Here is a 17576-nt window from a genome sequence, read left to right on the forward strand (position 1 = left end):
TAAAACCGCTTAAGAGGAAGTATTAGAATTATGCTTCAAAGTCGTTAAATATGCAAAAAAGAATTTTAAAACTCTGTGAGAGATAATGCGCTTTCCGCCTGATTTCCTGGATGATCTTCGCACCAAATTACCAATTTCAACGGTTATTGGTCAAAGGGTGGTATTCGATCCCCAAAAAAGCAAGTCTTCGCGAGGAGATTTTTGGTGTTGTTGCCCATTTCATGGTGAGAAAACCCCAAGTTTTCATTGTGATGATCGTAAAGGTCGCTATTATTGTTTTGGCTGTGGGGTGAGTGGTGATATTTTTACTTTTCTTTGTGAGCTTGATGGATTGCACTTTTCAGAAAGTGTAGAGCGTTTGGCTGATCTTGCAGGGATAAAATTACCTCTTTTTGATCCACAAAGTCATAAACGTCAGATGGAAAAGGCTGATCTTTATGATGTTATGAGAATGGCCACGGATTTTTTTCAACAGAGTTTACACGATAAAGGTGGTGTGCAGGCGCGTCGTTATCTTGATGCACGTGGTGTGACGCTAGAGCTTGCAAAGCGTTTTCGAATTGGCTTTGCTCCAATGAGACGTACAGCTTTGAGAGAAGCTTTAAGTGCACGTGGTATTTCAATGAAACAAATGGAAGATTGTGGACTTCTCAAACTGGGTGAGGATGAAACGGTTTCCTATGATCGTTTTAGAAATCGTATTATGTTTCCGATTGAAGATTTACGCGGACGCGTGGTAGCTTTTGGAGGGCGTGCGTTAGAGAAAGATACACCTGTAAAATATCTCAATAGTCCTGAAACAGTGTTGTTTCATAAAGGAAGTATACTTTATAATGCAGCTACTGCTCGCAAAAATAGCCGTTTGATTGGTGATGAAAAAAATCATTCACTCTTAGTTGTTGAAGGTTATATGGATGTGATTGCGTTGACTAAAGCTGGCTTTGAGGGAGTGGTAGCCCCTTTGGGGACAGCATTAACGGAGGCGCAAATTGGGCTTTTATGGCAAATGGGGACTGATCCCATTTTATGTTTTGATGGAGATGATGCTGGTTTAAAAGCTGCTTTTCGTGTTGCTGATCGTGTGCTTCCTCTTTTAAAGGCTGGGGTTTCTGTGCGCTTTGTTTTGTTGCCACAAGGTAAAGATCCAGATGAAATTATTTCTGCTGGTGGTGCACAACTTTTTTCTTCTTTTTTGCAAAAAGCAATTCCGTTGATTGAGCTTTTGTGGTGGCGTGCTGCTTACGGAAAGAATTTTGAAACCCCAGAAGCACGAGCGGCACTAGAAAAACAACTGAAACAGCAAATTTTTACTATTAAAGATGAAGATATACGCCGCTATTATTTGCAGGATATAAAAAAACGGCTTTTTGATTTGTTTCGTCCTTCTTTTTCGAAAAAAAAAGGTGCAGGGAGACACCATCAGTTCTCCCAAAATAAGATATTTAAGGATCAATCTTTTTCTGTTTTGGCAAACTCTGATATAGTGCGCAATTCTTCGCAATCTATTCCTCTGCGTGAAGCAGTTATTTTATTGATTTTAGCTTACTATCCTGAGTTATGGTATGAAAATTTTGAAGTTCTTGCTGAGTTGGAGTTAAAAAATACACAATTAGTATGCTTTCATCAATCCATGTTAGAAATTCTTGGAAATCAACAGCTTCATGATAAAGAGACAATGGTTGCGCTCTTAGAAGAAAAAGGGCAAAAAGCTCTGTTAGAGCGTATGAAACATCTTGTACAACATGTTGGTATGCGTACTGTCTTTATCGGAGCTCCTATAGAAGATGCTCGTGCTATATTAAAACAGGCCATCTACTTGCATCTTCAAGAACACCACCTACATAAGAGATTACAAGATATTGAAGAGCAACTCGTAGAAAATCCTAAGAGTGAGGTTTTTGATCTGCTTCGTGAGATACAAAGTGAGCTGCAACAGATGCAAGCAACAGAAGCATTAATTAAAGGGTTTGGAAGTTGGTTGGATGAAAAAAGAGACGGGAATAATCAAGAGACGATAAAATGATTCGCTTTTTTGATGCGAATCTGTCACCTAAGGCTTAAGATGAGGAAGTTTATGTAGAGCGACATTTTTGTAAAGAATGACGACGGAATTTTAGGAAAAGCGGGAAATTGGTTCTTACTATATGCTACTATATGCTGCAGAGATTATCTCAGAAAAGCTGAGAGGTGTCGGGGAGACTTCTGGAGTTTTCCCGCGTTTTTGTGTGAATGAAGCGCGTATACAAAATGTATTCTTTCCAATAGTAATCTCCTTTAAGAGGAAGTATATATAAGAAACTGTTGATACGTTAGGTGAGAACGCAAAAAGCTGGTCACGTGGAAGCTGTGGAGTGATCAAGTGGAGTTACGGTATGGCAACAAAGGTTAAACAGAAAGATAATGTGGAAGTAATAAGCCAAGCGAGTTTGGATAGCCCTCTTCTTGATTTTTCTGATGATGCCATCAAGAAAATGGTTAAACTTGCCAAAAAAAATGGTTATGTGACGATGGATGAATTGAATGCAGTTCTTCCTTCTGAAGAGGTTACCTCCGAACAAATTGAAGATATCTTGGCGATGTTTTCCGAGATGGGTATTAATGTTGTGGACGATGAGGATGAGGTCGATTCTGAACACGACGAGGAAGAAATTACGGTGGAGGGAGGAGATTTAGTAGAGGCCTCCAGCCATGCGATTGCAACGACAACCAATAAGCGTGAAGTAACAGATCGTACGGATGATCCCGTGCGTATGTATTTGCGTGAGATGGGAGCTGTTGAGCTGCTTTCACGGGAAGGCGAGATTGCTATTGCTAAGCGTATTGAAGCAGGGCGTGAGACAATGATTGCTGGTCTTTGTGAGAGTCCTTTGACTTTTCAAGCCCTCATTATTTGGCGTGAGGAACTGAAAGAGCAGCGTATTCTTCTTCGTGAAATTATTGATCTTGAAATGACTTATGCTGGTCCAGAGGCGAAGCAGGCTCCTATTGTTGAACGAAGTGAAGTTGATAAGATAAGAGAGGAAAAGACCTCTTCTGCTATGCGTAATATGGAGGGGATTGCGGGAGAGAGGGGTGTTGAGGATGATGAAGAAGATGATGACGAAGTTAACTTGTCGCTTGCTGCAATGGAAAATGAACTTTGTCCTCAAGTCATGGAAACATTGGATTTTATTGCGCAAACCTATGTAAAATTACGGAAATTACAAGATCAACACGTTGAAAGCAGTTTGGCAGAGCGTAAAGAGGGCGCTCTTTCACCTTCTCAGAAGAAAAAATATATTCAATTAAAGGGTGAGTTGATTCAAGCAGTAAAATCCCTTTCTTTGAACCAAAATCGTATCGAATCTTTGGTTGAACAGCTTTATGACATCAATAAGAGACTGATTCATAATGAGGGTAAGCTGAAACGGATTGCCAATAGTTATGGCGTTGGTCATGAGGATTTTTTAAAAGAATATCAAGGGCGTGAGTTGGATGCTGATTGGATAAATTATATTGCGACTTTGCCAGGATCTGGTTGGAAAGAATTTTCTAGGCGTGAAGCGAAAGAAATTCAAAGACTGCGTAGCGAAATACAAAATCTTGCACAAGAAACAGCTATTTCGATTGGCGAATTTCGTCGTATTGTTACCCAAGTACAGAAAGGTGAACGCGAATCAACAATTGCTAAAAAAGAAATGGTAGAGGCTAATCTCCGTCTTGTGATTTCAATTGCAAAAAAATATACCAATCGTGGTTTGCAGTTTCTTGATCTTATCCAAGAAGGCAATATCGGTTTGATGAAAGCTGTCGATAAGTTTGAATATCGGCGTGGGTACAAGTTTTCAACTTATGCAACGTGGTGGATTCGTCAGGCAATTACCCGTTCAATTGCTGATCAGGCGCGCACTATTCGTATCCCTGTTCATATGATTGAAACAATTAATAAAATTGTTCGTACCTCGCGTCAGATTCTCCATGAAATTGGACGTGAGCCCACACCAGAAGAACTGTCGAGCAAACTTTCTATGCCATTGGAAAAAGTGCGAAAAGTTCTTAAAATTGCAAAAGAACCTATTTCACTTGAAACACCTGTTGGTGATGAAGATGATTCTCATTTGGGTGATTTTATTGAGGATAGAAATGCATTATTGCCGATTGATGCAGCTATTCAGGCTAATCTGCGAGATACAACAACGCGCGTTCTTGCTTCATTAACACCTCGTGAAGAGCGCGTTTTGCGAATGCGTTTTGGTATAGGAATGAATACTGATCATACGTTGGAAGAAGTTGGTCAACAATTTTCAGTGACAAGGGAGCGTATTCGTCAGATTGAAGCAAAGGCTCTTCGTAAATTAAAGCATCCTAGCCGTTCACGTAAATTGCGTAGTTTCCTCGATTCTTAAGAAGAGGGGGCATTTTCAAAGATGTATCTTTTCGTGATGAATATAAATGAAACGCATATTGTATAGTTGTCCGGTTTTTTTAGAAAGGTGAAAATTAGTTGCTGAGCAATCTATAAAAAATTCTCAGTGTTCAATATTTCTTTGGGCTTTGATATTTGTGCCGTAATCTATAAAAACAACAGATACGTGGTGTGGGGTTATAGAGTAATTTCTCAAAGGAATGAACAGTATTTTTGTATATTTCTGCGTGTAGCCAATAAGTTTTTTTAAGGAAAAATTGATGAAATTATAGGGATTCAATTTTATTTCTTTTACTTTTGATAGATTTTTTTCTTTCAAAAAGATATGACCGATTTATATGAGTAAAAAAACTCCCTTTTGGAAAGTAAAAAAATTAGAAGAAATTTCCATTTCTGAGTGGGAAAGTCTCTGCGATGGCTGTGGGCGTTGTTGTTTACACAAAGTAGAAGATGATGATACTGGAGATATCTATGCAACCAGTGTCGCTTGTCGTCTTTTAGATGGGGAGACTTGTCGGTGCCGAAACTATGTTCACCGTAAATCAATCGTTCCAGATTGTATATCGTTAGATGTTGCAACGGTTAAAACAGCACGTTGGCTTCCAAAAAGTTGTGCGTATCGCCTGATTAATGAAGGAAAAGATCTTCAATGGTGGCATCCATTGGTGTCAGGAAATTGGCAGACAGTACATCAAACACGGTTTTCTGCACGTGGACAAATAAAAACCTTCGACGATGAATTATCATCTGAAGAAGATTATCTTCACCATATCACTGGTCTTCTTTGTGAAGGCGAGTGATATGATTGTTTCATGCAATAGTCTATGCCATTTTATGATTTAATCTATAGAAAATACAACGTTAACACTGACATTATAGCCCAATTCACCCCCTGAAAAATTTGTATCGTCATAGCTCGCATGTGCTGCACTACGCATCAGGTATGGCTTTGGGTAATAGTTGTCATTATTTTCATTGATTTGAATGATTTTTCCTAATTTTAAATTTGCTGCCTGCGCTATAGTTTCAGCTTTTTCAATAGCTTCAGTGATAGCTTTTTTACGTGCTTCTTGATAAAATGGCTTTGTATCGGCATTGGTAAAGGTGATGCCATTTACTGAGTTAACGCCCAAGGCCATTGCTTGATCAAATATTTTACCAGCATTGGCAAGGTCACGAATACGTACTGTTAAAGAATTTGAAACATGATAGAGTTTTTCATGATTCTTTTTGTCATGAGGTTTATCGGGGTTATATTGATAAATGGACAAGCCTGATGTTTGCAAATCATTTGCTTGGATTCCATTGTTCTTAAAAGTGTTTACAATATCATTCATAGATTTATTATTGGCAGCTAATGCTTTTTGTGCAGTTTTGTCCTCTGTAACAACGGCTAGATTGATAATTGCCATATCTGGTTCTGCTTGGCTTTCACCAGTTGCAGTAACTGTAATCGTTGCGTTTTTCATTTTGCTTTCTTCAGCATGTATGGGAAATGAACTGGCTAGCATTGCAAGTGCTACCACCGCTATTTTAATGCTATAATGATTCAGTGGTTGAAAAATTTCTTGTTTCATATCTGCTCCTTTTATTTATCAGTTTACTACTTTCTCATTTTTGGAAGTTTTTGTAAAGAAATTAGGGCGCTAGAGAAAAAAACCGATAAATAAAAAGAAAAAGATGGGTTATAATTTTAAATAGGCCCTTGTGTCATAGTGCATTTTAGTTTAGAGAAAAGCGGTCTTTGTGGGGCCTGTAGCTCAATTGGTTAGAGCCAGCGGCTCATAACCGCTTGGTTGGGGGTTCGAGTCCCTCCGGGCCCACCATCAAATGAACAGAGTATAAAGAAGTTTAGAGATTTTTCCTTCTTTGTTCTTTGATTTATTTTCCTATTTATCGTGAAGCTTTTGCTGGTTTTTAGGGGTATTCTGTGGTGGTGGGGGGCTTATTCACTATTTTAGTATGGAAAATATACCTTACATTCTTCAGTTTAGTGAATAAAGGCTTTCATTTTCGATATTACACGTTCTTTAAGCTTTATTGTTGTTCACTTTTAAAATCCTTATTTTTTAATTTCTGCGGCATTATATTCTTTATGAAATGGAGGGCTCAAAAACTTTCTTTATTGGGCTTATTTTTGTTTTTCCGTAGGTAAATGCTTTGTCATAATAAGAGAAATTCTAAAGTTTTTTGCTAGTTTAGGTAAAGTCGGAAGAAAACATTTTTAAAAGTAGCTTTTCTCTGTTTTAAAGTGAATGGGTATTATCCGTTACGCCTTTACAGCTGATCTGAACTGTATCATCATGATTTAAAGTTTGATAAAAACATAATTTAGAGATGTTCATGTGTTCTATGTGGTCAACGATGATAACATCTATCGATGTTTTCTTTTCCAATCAAAGAACCCTTCTTTTTTCTTTTTGTAAATGCTTGTGTAATTTATGTGTGGATGTCATTGGGGCTTGACCCATTGTACTTTTTAAAGTATTTCCGTTTTTGTTCATAATAAGTCTCTATGCTTGTTTCAAAGGATGCTTTCGAGAGGAGGCTATCTTTTTGAAAGAATGTCATAGAGTTGTAGGCAGCGCTGCTGTTCATAAGAACTATACGTATCGCATTGTTGTATTTTTGCTTTGCGATATCGTTAAAAAAATATAGGTAGTGCTGTATAGAATAAAATTGTGATATATTTCTCTTTCAAAATAAGCTTTTTCCTATTCTCTCACATAGAGGTTAGCAGTGTTTTCAGAGATATCTTCACATCGATTAGCACTTGGTTCGAATCACGAGATCTGAGTAATATTATTAGCGTTATTGATAAAAATGATGATGCCAGTTTTTTCATAAAAAGGTCTGGACTGTGTGATGTTTTCTGTTTCACCATGGTACATAATCAACAGAATTCCATCTGATTTTATAAAACCAGTTTATAAGCAACTGCTTCCGTACTGTCATTGCAGATATTGGTTTCTAAGGTATGGGATGTATTTAAACGCTTTAGCGTTATATAGTTTGACTACGTGGAGTGTAACTATGAAAAATGATGAAAAATTTGAGGCAGATTTATCTAAAATTATCGTGAAATGGGGAACTTTGTCTAAGGCTCAAAAGCAAGAAATATTGGAAATAGTAGAAAATTCTACAAATGCTGCTCAGTTAACAGAACATTTAGAGCTTCGATCTTCTTTTTATCTCCAGACGAAATCAAAGCGATAAGTTTTAAATCTTCATCCGAGATGTTAAAACCAGTTATTACATATATGGCGCTAGCATTTCCAAGTATGTTGAGAATAGCCATCAGTTTATCTACGGAGGGTCTTTTCCCTCCGTTTATCATTTGCTGTACGTAGTTTTGTCCACAGCCTGCTGCTTTGCTTATTTCAATCATTGTGCGTCCATCGCTTTTTATTAGTTCAATTAAGCGTTGGAACCAATCTTTTTCAGTCTTTGTCATTTTTAGACCTTTACATATTTACGCTATAGCGTTAATACTACACTGCGAATCTAGAGTACATGATACAAGGAGCGTAAAAATACCCATGCGTAGCTTTTCGCTTATGAAGGATATAGAGTTGTTTTTAACTAATAACAAAATGTTCCCATACACTTTCAGATTTGAATCAATAAAAAATAGTTGCTCTTCACGATCGTGACGAAGTGAATGCGTATAGCCAGAGATGGAAGTACACCTAGTGTGTTCATGAAATGTCACTGATAGTATACGCAGCACCATTGTGAATCAAGATATACCCCAACATTGGCATTTGTAAGAAATTTCTGCATTAAGGTGGTGTGTGGATGTAATAAAGCTCCACAGCCTTAAGGAACAAGGTCATGGCTGTAGAAAAATATAACAAATTCATTGGCATAGGATGCTGTTTTTTCTGTTGTTTTAATAGATTAAGTTACTGTTAGATGGTATGTCGCATGTGTGCATTAAGAGGTTTTAAAAATATCAAAAAAAATGATCTTAGTGATTTTATAGAACATGAAAGTCTTTTCAAGCATGAAGGTGATTGTGAGGTAGAGTATAATGTAAGTGCTAGACGCTTTATTGAAGATGGATGCGTTTTTGCTAATGCCATGTTTTATAATGGTGCCTGTGTTTGTAATGACAACACTCTTTATGATAGTGCACAGATGAATTGTATGTTGCCTGTTGCCAGCTTTGTTTGTGTGTATGGTAATGCACAACTGTATGGAAGTTTAGAGGTTCGCAGTAGGCTGTATGTTTATAACAAGATGAAAATTTACTGTTATTCCAAGGTTAATAGTAATGCACATGTTAACGGAGGGAATCATTTTTACAGTAATGTTCAAGTTTATAACGATGAGATTCTCAAAAATGTTAGAATTCATGTCGATGCTTTAGTTTAAGGTTATACAGAGCTTCATAGGAAAGCAAAAGTTTACGGTAATGCTGATGTTTGTGACGATAAAGATTCTTGCAATGGCAAAGAATTTTGTATGGGGGCATCAGCATGCTCCGTAGCACAAAGAAAGATGGCAAGAATAATAAGGAGAAGGTGCTTATGGAGCTCATTGTGCCATTCGAATTGTTTGAGATTAGTTATACTCTTAGCGTTTTGTATAAATAAATACGGTGCCAATTGTATGAGGGGGGATTGGCAGCTTCATAGGGCTTGTTTTGCGTTGTTTGTTAGAGTGTTTAGTGGAGAAAATAAGGGTACTGAGCGTGATTTGTTCATCTAGTACGTGTAATTGTTGGCGTTCTTTTTTTGATGGAGAGCGAAACAAAAAATTGGTTGGTATGATCAATTTAATGGTACTTAAAGGAGATCAAAATGAGTGTAAATGAAATTTTATTAGGAGTGGTGATTGTCGCTTTGGTTTGCAGTGGATTCATGTTTCGCTTTGCTTTTTATTATCGTGATCAGGTTAAAGTTCTTAAGGAAGAAGCCAAAAAGATAAAGCATGAATTCTTTAGAGATTCTATGAAGATGACTGAAGAACGAGATAGGGCGATTAGAGAGCAAAGTATGGTGATTAAAAGACGCGATCAAGCAATTGAAAAACTGAAAAAACAAATTAAGCAATATGAAGAGGCCATGAAACAATATCAGGATGAGGTAAAATCTGAAGAGGATATAAAAAAGTAATTATGTCTACATTTTATATTGGATTTTGCATTAAAAGATTTTAGAGGCGTTAAAATAAGGAAAATAAAAAGATGCAGGAGAGAGGGAAAGAGGTAATCCTGAGGCGTAAAAGGCTGTAGGATGGTGGTGAGGGGTATATTCTTTGATAATGCTTCATTTTATTCTAAGCTATACTTTATGAAAGCATCCAAGTTTGTAGGAACGTGATCATTATTGGCAATCAAAAATTTATGGTGATGCACCAATTTATAGATATGTTAGGGTTACTAAGAATACACATATATGTTTCGAGTCGTTTACGAAAAAACACAAGATTTGAGAGCGTTGCTTGTTGATGGATTCAATAAGAAGTTTGGCTGTTTGTTTGAAGACAAATACAGCATCTACGAAAAACTTTTTATTTCACAGTTGTTGGTGTACGTTAGAAATCACATAAAAACTCCTCATCGAGAAAAAGGAGCTCTTCTTTATTCATCACTCAAGTGTGATGCAAGATTTCAAATATAAAAAGTGTAAACTTTTATCCTAATGGTAGGAACGTTAGGATTATAACTCTCTAATAAGGGCTTTATGCGTAATTTCTTTTATCTGCTCAATATTTACTAAGATATCTTGTTTTGTTGGATAACCCTTACTTGAAAAAGCAATCTTTTGTTCGTCTCCTGAGATTAAACGCCAGTACCATTGATTGTGAACACCCTGAAATACCTCAAAAAACATGCTTTCCACCTCATAAAACAGCCGTAATTTGTAGGACAAATACTCAACCAATACGACTATGAGCACTAACGTATGTCTCTATAGCGAGTAGTCAATATATTCCCCTTGATTTTTTTGTCTTAAAAAAAATTTCTATGAGGGCTGTATATATAGTAACAAGAAAATATTTATTGTCAATAAGCTGCAAATAGGTATTCTATACTATAAAACTGATTTTTTAAACTTTAATTACCGTGTATTTTGGATTTATATTAGAATTTTTTTACTTTGGTAAGCAAGTATATTGGGTTATTTTGCAAAATAAATTCCACATGCCACACAAAATCTCACCAGCATGGAAAAAACAAGAGTTCTTCTTTCCGTGCTGATAAAGCTTATATCTGTTTTTTATCCCTTATGATCAGGATGTTTATTGATTAGCTATCATCTCTTTTTGCGATACACTGCGAATGAGTAAATCAATGAATAAGCTAAGGGTATAAGAATTTGCCATTTTAGCCTTCATATCCATTAGAGAAGTTGCAGCTTTGGGATTAAGGCTATGAGATAGGCCTTGTTTTGACAAATATTGCTGCAACCTTTCATAAGAACTATCAACTTTTTCTTGATTTAGTTTTTCACTACGATGACTGTTGGCAAGAATTTCTTCAAGCCCCTCCATTTTTTTTATAAAATAGTTCCAATCGAAGTCACTTTTAGTATACTCGCTATCAAACATTTTTCCTTGTCCAGTTAAAAGCCAATTAATATTGACACCGTACAATGTGCGATATGTTTGTAAGACACTCAGATTGGGTTCTCTTTCTCCACGCTCATAAAAGGCGATGGAGTTTTTTGTCATGCTAAAACTTTTAGCCAGTGCTTCACGTGATGGATCCCCTAAAGCGAGGCGTACATAACGTAAACGTTTTCCAAATATAGTTTTTGATTCAGTTTCAGGACGTGCCACGAATTATCTCCCTCAGTAAATCATCATGGTATAGATTTTAACCATTAAAGGCACACTATGTATTAATAACTCATGATGTAATGTCAATATTTATAGTTTTATTTTTCTTTATTTTTTTAATTTTAATGAATAGAATGCGATTTTCAACTTATCGTATTACATATTATTGAAAATTGGTATTCATTTTAGAGAGAATATAAAATTTTCTGTGCTTTTCTTGTTTTTTTTCCAGAGATTCCATATAGAATCATCATGTGGATTCTTTCTCTTTCCACATTAATGAATGCAATCTTCCGATTTGTGCTACAAATCAATTAAAGAAGTAAATTGTGAGGAATGATCATGGCCTTATTAGGCTATTTTAGATGGGCTTTTTTTTTCACAATTGTTGGTGTCTTTATGGGAGGGGCGATTGGTTGGTTTGAAACGGAAAGTGTTATTGGTTTTCTGAAATATTTTTTTATTTGCTGTGTGTTAGGAATTTTGGAAATTTCTCTCTCTTTTGATAATTCTATTATCAATGCTCGTGTTCTTGAAAAAATGGATCTGGTATGGCGCCGCCGTTTTCTGATATGGGGTATTTTAGTTGCGGTGTTTGGGATGCGGATTGTTTTTCCGTTATTGGTGGTTGCTATTGCTGTTGGAGTTAATCCCATTGCAGCAGTGAAATTAGCGGTATGGGAACCACATCAATATGCTGCAATCTTAACAGATGCTCATGTGGGAATTGCAGCTTTTGGAGGAACTTTCCTGATAATGGTTGGTTTGAGATATTTTTTTGATTCCCAAAAAGAGGTGCATTGGCTCACTTTTATAGAAAAACCGGCTCAAAAGTTTGGAGCGCTTGCTGGCATTGATATTGCAATCGTTTTAACTTTGATATTGTTTTTTTCAGAACAGATTGCGAGAGAAGATAAAATGACTTTTTTGCTTGCTAGCCTTTATGGACTTTTGACGTTTATAGGTGTGGAAGCCATCAGTTCACTTTTAGATGCTCCAAAAACAACTTTAACAACAGTTGCCAAAGGAGGGGCAGGTGCTTTTCTTTATTTAGAGATTCTAGATGCTAGTTTTTCTTTCGATGGTGTTATTGGTGCTTTTGCTTTTTCACACAATCTTTTTATTATCGCAATTGGTCTTGGTATAGGGGCATTTTATGTTCGCTCTATGACAATTATGTTGGTCGAATCAGGGGTATTGTTGCATTATCGTTATCTGGAGCATGGAGCTTTTTATGCTATCTTGGTTCTCGCAGTGATTATGTATCTGCAAACGATTATATCAGTTCCTGAAGTCTTAACAGGATTGGTGGGAAGCTGTATTATTGGAATGGCTTTTTATTCTTCTCTTCGTTTTAAGCATCAACAGCTGAATAAACATGGTGTCTCTGAGGAAAATTAAATTTTTTATATGTTGCCATAACAAGGCAGAAGAAGATATTTTAGGAAGCCATTAGAAGTTCTATACCAGATTCGTTCATAGTTTTAAGCATAGTGTTCAGTGATCCGTTGAGATCAATACCAGCACAGGCGTTGAGTGAAACGCTTACTTTAAAGCCGCATTGTATGGCATGAAGTGCGGAGAATCCTACACAAAAATCTGTTGCTAAGCCACACATAGCCAGCTTTGTAAAACCATGTTCTTTAAGGTAAGCCTGTAAGCCTGTTGGTGTTGTTTGATCATTTTCAAAAAAGGCAGAATAGCTATCAATTTTTTTATTATAACCTTTTTTAAGGATAAGTTGTGTTTTCTCAATTCTGAGAGATGTATGAAATTCTGCTCCTTGTGTTCCTTGTATACAATGATCAGGCCAAAGTACTTGAGGGCCATAGTCAAGCTCAACGGTGTCATAGGGTGCTTTTTCAGAATAGGAAGAAGCAAAGCTGCAATGGTTTTTGGGGTGCCAGTCTTGGGTTAATATAACATGATCAAATTGGTCTATGAGATTATTAATAGTAGGTATAATCGTATCGCTTTGAGGTACCGCAAGTGCTCCACCTGGTAAGAAGTCATTTTGAACATCAATAACGATTAAGGCTTTTTTTTCCATGAACATATTCCTATAGAAGGCTTACCTTTTGTGAGACTTTTAAGAAGCTATATTTCATCTTGAAGTTTCAAGATAATCTCACGGATATTGGTATGATTACTGTAATTATCAAGCCACAAAAGGGGGAGGGATAGGTTTTGACAATTTTTTTTATAATTTTTCACGAATTGTAACCATGTACCAATGGGGAGGGCACTATAGTCACTTATTGCTACATGTTTGTGTAAAGCTTTCATGATTCTCAAGCTTGGAACGTCAGATCCCATAAGGCGGCGGTCGTTTTGTAAACACAATTTGAGCCAGAGTAGTGCAAGAGGTGAGGCCCATTGTTTTCCGTGACACAAAACTGATGAAAAAAGAGAGGGGTTTTTTACCGCATAATGAACAGCCCATAAGGCAAAAAAAGAAGGTGCATAGAGAATTGGTTTTCTTGGTGATATACTCCATTGATAAGTTGGTTTAATACGATAAAAATACAATGTTGTATCTGGTATGGAAAAGAGAGGTGATGTTTGATAGCATGTTTCAGGTACAGCTAAAAAGATTTGCTTTTTGCTCGTCGAATGGGCGCTTTTTTGCATTTAGAACCGTGGTGGGGCTTGTGAGAACGGAAAAAATATATCAATATAAAGCGAAAAGCTTTCATTACAATGCAAGCGTTTTTTACCGCACAGTGTAAGAAAAGCAAAAGGTTTCTTTCAAAGTCCTCATCCTTTAATACCGCACAATATAAAGAGAAATTTATGGCACGTCAATTTATCTATCACATGGCTGGGCTTAACAAGTCTTACGGCAATAAAAAAATTTTAGAAAATATTCATTTGTCTTTTTATCCAGATGCAAAAATCGGCATTTTAGGACCGAATGGTGCAGGTAAATCAACTATTTTACGGATTATGGCTGGGCTAGATAAGGAATATACTGGAGAAGCATGGCTTTCTGAAGGGGCGCGTTGTGGTTATCTGCCGCAAGAGCCTCTTCTTGATACAAGCAAAGATGTGCGTGGCAATGTGATGGAAGGTGTTGCAGATAAACAGGCAATCGTCGAGCGTTATAATGAATTGATGATGAATTATAGTGAGGAAACGGCTGATGAAAGTGCACGTCTTCAGGATATTATCGACAGCCAGAATCTTTGGGATTTAGAAAGTCAAGTAGAAATGGCTATGGCGGCTCTTGGTTGTCCACCAGCCAATGAGAGTGTGATAAAGCTTTCAGGAGGTGAGAAGCGGCGTGTTGCTCTTTGTAAATTGCTTTTGTCAAAACCTGATTTGTTGCTTTTGGATGAACCAACAAACCATTTAGATGCTGAAACGACGGCTTGGCTTGAAAGGCATTTGCGTGAATATCCCGGTGCGGTACTTTTGATTACACATGATCGTTATTTTCTCGACAATGTGACAGGTTGGATTTTAGAATTAGATCGCGGGAAAGGTATTCCTTATGAGGGGAACTATTCGGCTTATTTGAGGGCGAAAGCTAAGCGTTTGGCTCAGGAAGGTCGGGAAGAGGCTGCGCGTCAGCGTGCCTTGTCGCGTGAGCAAGAATGGATAGCTTCTAGTCCAAAAGGGCGACAAGCAAAGTCAAAAGCTCGGATTAAGGCCTATGATGAGCTAGTGCAGGCTGCAGGCGAACGTCGTCCTGGAGAGGCACAAATCATTATTCCTATTGGCGAAAGATTGGGGCATGTTGTTATTGAAGTTGATAACCTTTCTAAAGCATATGGTGCGCGTGTGTTGATTGATTCTCTCTCTTTCAAGCTTCCAGCGGGTGGTATTGTCGGAGTCATTGGTGCCAATGGTATGGGAAAGTCTACATTGTTTAAAATGTTGACGGGACAGGAACAGCCAGATTCAGGCCAAATACGCATCGGTGAAACAGTTCATATGAGTTACGTTGATCAGAGTCGCGATTCGCTAGCGGGCGATAAAACCGTTTGGGAAGAAATTTCTGGCGGAAATGACATTATTAAGTTGGGTAAATATGAGATGAATAGCCGCGCTTATTGTGGTGCTTTTAATTTCAAGGGAACAGATCAACAGCAGAAGGTTGCAAATTTATCAGGTGGGCAGCGTAATCGTGTCCATTTGGCTAAGCTTTTAAAGGAGGGAGGCAATGTTCTTCTCCTTGATGAACCAACAAATGACCTTGATACTGAAACATTAGGTGCCTTAGAAGATGCATTGGAAAATTTTGCTGGCTGTGCAGTTATCATATCGCACGATCGTATGTTTCTTGATCGCTTGGCAACACATATTTTGGCCTTCGAAGGGGATGGGCATGTCGAATGGTTTGAAGGTAATTTTGCCGAATATGAAGCTGATAAGGTTCGCCGGCTTGGTGCGGACGCTTTTAATCCTAAGCGTGTGAATTATAAGCCACTTACACGCTAGAATTTCTTATCTTTTTTTGAAATTCATTGAGAAAATGGTGATGCTATTTGGTATTAGCTTTATTGTCATAAAAGAGAGAGAATCTACCATATTATAAGGTTTTTATTCGTTATTTCAAGATAAGAATCATAGTGTGGAATCCTAATGATATTTTTCACGCAATACGTGGTTATGTTTTATATGTTGGTGATGTATATGAGAACTTGTTACACATCAGGTTATATGGAGGGGCGTAAGTCTTCATAGGCAGTTTGCAGGTTACAATGCAAGTAACTTCGGTCTTGTTGTAGGGAATAGTGGGAAGGAGTGTTGTTTGTTTTTTATATAACAGAAAACAATATCAACAGAAGTGATGCAACTCTATGCCTTCTTCTTCATTTTCTATTCGTAGGAAATAAATGTTTCTCTGAGAGAATAGTGATGAAAAAACCAGTAAGTTTGGATGCACTGATTATACTGTTGAAAACGATAGCGGAGATAAGTCGTTTACGTATTCTTGCGCTCTTGTGTCAGGATGATTTAACAATTTCTGATTTTATTTTTATCCTTGGCCAGTCGCAATCGCATGTATCGCGGCATTTGCATTTATTATATGAGGCAGGGGTGATTGCGTGTTATCAAAAGAGGGAACAGACTTATTTTAAGTTTTGTTCCAGCTGTTTTGGTAGAGACATTGTGATGGCTGCTCTTTCAGCTTTGCCAAAGCACGATGTGATGTTCGCGTGTGATTTAGAACGTTTGGTGGATGTTAAAAAACAGCGCCAAACAATCGGGAGACAGTATTTTTTAAAAAAGACAGCACAGTGGGAAGCATTACAGTTATCCTATATTGCAAACCCGATTGTGGAAAATGCCTTACTTGAAATTATTGGCGATAAACCATTTGAGGCCATGATGGCTATCGGTACAGATACAGGCTCTCTCTTAAAATTGTTTTCAGGTCTTTATAGGCGTGCAGTTGAAGTGGCATTGGATGACGATATTTTGCATTTATCTGTTGGAGACACAACTTTTGATTTGGTCATTCTTCATTGGGTTTTACATTATCTTGAGAATCCTAAAATGGCTCTTAATGAGGTTGCACGTGTTTTGCGTCCTCAGGGACGTTTGTTGATTGTAGATTTTGTTTGCGGTAAAGTTGAGGCTTCATATTCTTACCATGCTCATAGATATCTTAGACTTTCAGATTCACAAATAGAACAATGGCTTGAAAATGCCGGGCTTATTCTGGAACAAACAGTGTGTCTTGCTCCTATGGAAAATGAAAAGAAGGAGGGACTCGTGGTTAAGCTTTGGCTTGCACGTGATCCACGTTTACTGGTAGATGATCTTAAAGATAAAAAAGTACAGTTTGCATAATCATATTGTTTAACGTGTTGTATTTTTTGATTTTTCTCAATTAAAGGCGCGAGAGTTTTTGTTAAGTCTTTGAAAAGTCATCGCTTTTTTACGCATTGTATTTTTTGCATGGGATTACTGATGCTTCAATCTGTGTTTGTAAGGGATATCTCTAAAGGCACTTTTATAAAACTAAGGCCGTAAGGGCAGTCATTTATAATGTATTTGAATTTGTTGCTGGTTATAAAATAACCTGTTCTCATTTTAATCCTCGATGATAAATGATTCGGAATAAATGACGTTCGAAAAGGCTTAATTATATAAACTTAAAAGAGCTAAAAGGCTCATGATCTAGATTATGGATTATTTCTGTTTTTATGCTTTTTATAAGGGAAGTTTATACAAACTGGAGCTTCTGGAAAAATATGAAAATGATGATGGTCATAGATTCGTATTGATGATTCCTAGAATAAAATTGCTTCAAATTGGATCATTTTGAATATTTTTTGCCTAATTTTTTCCATTTTTAAACGATTTGTAATTTTTTTTGTCTTTTTTTGCCTAGAAGGTGATAAGAATTTCTTGTTGTTTAAAATATTTT

General features: G+C 37.0%; 14 protein-coding genes and 1 tRNA gene. 9 read left to right on the plus strand and 6 right to left on the minus strand.

The window, feature by feature from the left end; all coding sequences use genetic code 11:
* Nucleotides 1-85 precede the first annotated feature (85 nt).
* The 3 genes from dnaG to J7R12_RS03215 all read left to right on the plus strand — a co-directional run bounded on the left by dnaG (nucleotide 86) and on the right by J7R12_RS03215 (nucleotide 5205).
* Nucleotides 86-2023, plus strand: coding sequence for a DNA primase (dnaG, locus tag J7R12_RS03205; RefSeq protein WP_126603599.1), 1938 nt, complete (start codon nucleotides 86-88; stop codon nucleotides 2021-2023).
* A 349-nt stretch (nucleotides 2024-2372) separates the two neighbouring features.
* Entirely contained in the window at nucleotides 2373-4385 is a 2013-nt protein-coding gene (rpoD, locus tag J7R12_RS03210) for an RNA polymerase sigma factor RpoD (RefSeq protein WP_126603598.1), read from the plus strand.
* A 358-nt stretch (nucleotides 4386-4743) separates the two neighbouring features.
* On the plus strand, nucleotides 4744-5205 hold the full coding sequence (locus J7R12_RS03215) for a YcgN family cysteine cluster protein (RefSeq protein ID WP_126603597.1): 462 nt from the start codon (nucleotides 4744-4746) through the stop codon (nucleotides 5203-5205).
* 39 nt (nucleotides 5206-5244) lie between these two features.
* Here J7R12_RS03215 and J7R12_RS03220 read toward each other — a convergent pair whose 3' ends face one another.
* A complete protein-coding gene (locus J7R12_RS03220) occupies nucleotides 5245-5982 on the minus strand; it encodes an SIMPL domain-containing protein (protein WP_126603596.1) in 738 nt (245 codons plus the stop codon).
* 172 nt (nucleotides 5983-6154) lie between these two features.
* Here J7R12_RS03220 and J7R12_RS03225 point away from each other — a divergent pair.
* Nucleotides 6155-6231 (plus strand) — tRNA-Ile (locus J7R12_RS03225).
* A 1313-nt stretch (nucleotides 6232-7544) separates the two neighbouring features.
* Here J7R12_RS03225 and J7R12_RS03230 read toward each other — a convergent pair.
* The gene (locus J7R12_RS03230) at nucleotides 7545-7859 is read right to left on the minus strand and encodes a helix-turn-helix domain-containing protein (RefSeq protein WP_126603594.1); all 315 of its coding nucleotides are present in this window, start codon (nucleotides 7857-7859) and stop codon (nucleotides 7545-7547) included.
* A gap of 473 nt (nucleotides 7860-8332) precedes the next feature.
* Here J7R12_RS03230 and J7R12_RS03235 point away from each other — a divergent pair, with 473 nt between their 5' ends.
* Both J7R12_RS03235 and J7R12_RS03240 read left to right on the plus strand, forming a co-directional pair.
* Entirely contained in the window at nucleotides 8333-8782 is a 450-nt protein-coding gene (locus tag J7R12_RS03235) for a hypothetical protein (RefSeq protein ID WP_126603593.1), read from the plus strand.
* Between the two features lie 428 nt (nucleotides 8783-9210).
* Nucleotides 9211-9525 (plus strand): hypothetical protein, encoded by a 315-nt coding sequence (locus J7R12_RS03240; protein ID WP_126603592.1) that lies wholly within the window; start codon nucleotides 9211-9213, stop codon nucleotides 9523-9525.
* 546 nt (nucleotides 9526-10071) lie between these two features.
* Here the strand turns inward: J7R12_RS03240 and J7R12_RS03245 are convergent.
* Together J7R12_RS03245 and J7R12_RS03250 are read right to left on the minus strand one after the other, a co-directional pair.
* Nucleotides 10072-10245 carry a YegP family protein gene (locus tag J7R12_RS03245; protein ID WP_126603591.1) on the minus strand — a complete coding sequence of 58 codons (174 nt, stop codon included), beginning with the start codon at nucleotides 10243-10245 and terminating at the stop codon, nucleotides 10072-10074.
* A 409-nt stretch (nucleotides 10246-10654) separates the two neighbouring features.
* Nucleotides 10655-11194: a helix-turn-helix domain-containing protein gene (locus tag J7R12_RS03250; protein ID WP_126603590.1), complete on the minus strand. Its 540-nt coding sequence runs from the start codon at nucleotides 11192-11194 to the stop codon at nucleotides 10655-10657.
* 342 nt (nucleotides 11195-11536) lie between these two features.
* On the opposite strand from J7R12_RS03250, the gene J7R12_RS03255 reads away from it, so the two are divergent.
* Nucleotides 11537-12595, plus strand: coding sequence for a DUF475 domain-containing protein (locus J7R12_RS03255; RefSeq protein ID WP_126603589.1), 1059 nt, complete (start codon nucleotides 11537-11539; stop codon nucleotides 12593-12595).
* Between the two features lie 40 nt (nucleotides 12596-12635).
* On the opposite strand, the gene pncA is transcribed toward J7R12_RS03255, so the two are convergent.
* Nucleotides 12636-13244 carry a bifunctional nicotinamidase/pyrazinamidase gene (gene pncA, locus J7R12_RS03260; RefSeq protein ID WP_126603588.1) on the minus strand — a complete coding sequence of 203 codons (609 nt, stop codon included), beginning with the start codon at nucleotides 13242-13244 and terminating at the stop codon, nucleotides 12636-12638.
* A 47-nt stretch (nucleotides 13245-13291) separates the two neighbouring features.
* On the minus strand, nucleotides 13292-13825 hold the full coding sequence (locus J7R12_RS03265) for a hypothetical protein (protein ID WP_126603587.1): 534 nt from the start codon (nucleotides 13823-13825) through the stop codon (nucleotides 13292-13294).
* A gap of 162 nt (nucleotides 13826-13987) precedes the next feature.
* On the opposite strand from J7R12_RS03265, the gene ettA reads away from it, so the two are divergent.
* Complete coding sequence (ettA, locus tag J7R12_RS03270; RefSeq protein WP_126603586.1) at nucleotides 13988-15637, plus strand: energy-dependent translational throttle protein EttA; 1650 nt, start codon at nucleotides 13988-13990, stop codon at nucleotides 15635-15637.
* A gap of 420 nt (nucleotides 15638-16057) precedes the next feature.
* Nucleotides 16058-16996: an ArsR/SmtB family transcription factor gene (locus J7R12_RS03275; RefSeq protein ID WP_126603585.1), complete on the plus strand. Its 939-nt coding sequence runs from the start codon at nucleotides 16058-16060 to the stop codon at nucleotides 16994-16996.
* The last annotated feature ends 580 nt before the right edge of the window (nucleotides 16997-17576 follow it).

Source organism: Bartonella vinsonii subsp. vinsonii, from assembly GCF_902825235.1.
Classification (GTDB): domain Bacteria; phylum Pseudomonadota; class Alphaproteobacteria; order Rhizobiales; family Rhizobiaceae; genus Bartonella; species Bartonella vinsonii.

What these genes read in the sequence shown, in the direction of transcription:
- J7R12_RS03220 (WP_126603596.1), bottom strand. Translation starts at nt 5,982, where the DNA reads ATGAAACAAGAAATTTTTCAACCACTGAATCATTATAGCATTAAAATA.
- J7R12_RS03215 (WP_126603597.1), top strand. Translation starts at nt 4,744, where the DNA reads ATGAGTAAAAAAACTCCCTTTTGGAAAGTAAAAAAATTAGAAGAAATT.
- dnaG (WP_126603599.1), top strand. Translation starts at nt 86, where the DNA reads ATGCGCTTTCCGCCTGATTTCCTGGATGATCTTCGCACCAAATTACCA.
- J7R12_RS03240 (WP_126603592.1), top strand. Translation starts at nt 9,211, where the DNA reads ATGAGTGTAAATGAAATTTTATTAGGAGTGGTGATTGTCGCTTTGGTT.
- J7R12_RS03275 (WP_126603585.1), top strand. Translation starts at nt 16,058, where the DNA reads ATGAAAAAACCAGTAAGTTTGGATGCACTGATTATACTGTTGAAAACG.
- rpoD (WP_126603598.1), top strand. Translation starts at nt 2,373, where the DNA reads ATGGCAACAAAGGTTAAACAGAAAGATAATGTGGAAGTAATAAGCCAA.
- J7R12_RS03245 (WP_126603591.1), bottom strand. Translation starts at nt 10,245, where the DNA reads ATGTTTTTTGAGGTATTTCAGGGTGTTCACAATCAATGGTACTGGCGT.
- ettA (WP_126603586.1), top strand. Translation starts at nt 13,988, where the DNA reads ATGGCACGTCAATTTATCTATCACATGGCTGGGCTTAACAAGTCTTAC.
- J7R12_RS03235 (WP_126603593.1), top strand. Translation starts at nt 8,333, where the DNA reads ATGTGTGCATTAAGAGGTTTTAAAAATATCAAAAAAAATGATCTTAGT.
- J7R12_RS03230 (WP_126603594.1), bottom strand. Translation starts at nt 7,859, where the DNA reads ATGACAAAGACTGAAAAAGATTGGTTCCAACGCTTAATTGAACTAATA.
- pncA (WP_126603588.1), bottom strand. Translation starts at nt 13,244, where the DNA reads ATGGAAAAAAAAGCCTTAATCGTTATTGATGTTCAAAATGACTTCTTA.
- J7R12_RS03265 (WP_126603587.1), bottom strand. Translation starts at nt 13,825, where the DNA reads ATGCAAAAAAGCGCCCATTCGACGAGCAAAAAGCAAATCTTTTTAGCT.
- J7R12_RS03255 (WP_126603589.1), top strand. Translation starts at nt 11,537, where the DNA reads ATGGCCTTATTAGGCTATTTTAGATGGGCTTTTTTTTTCACAATTGTT.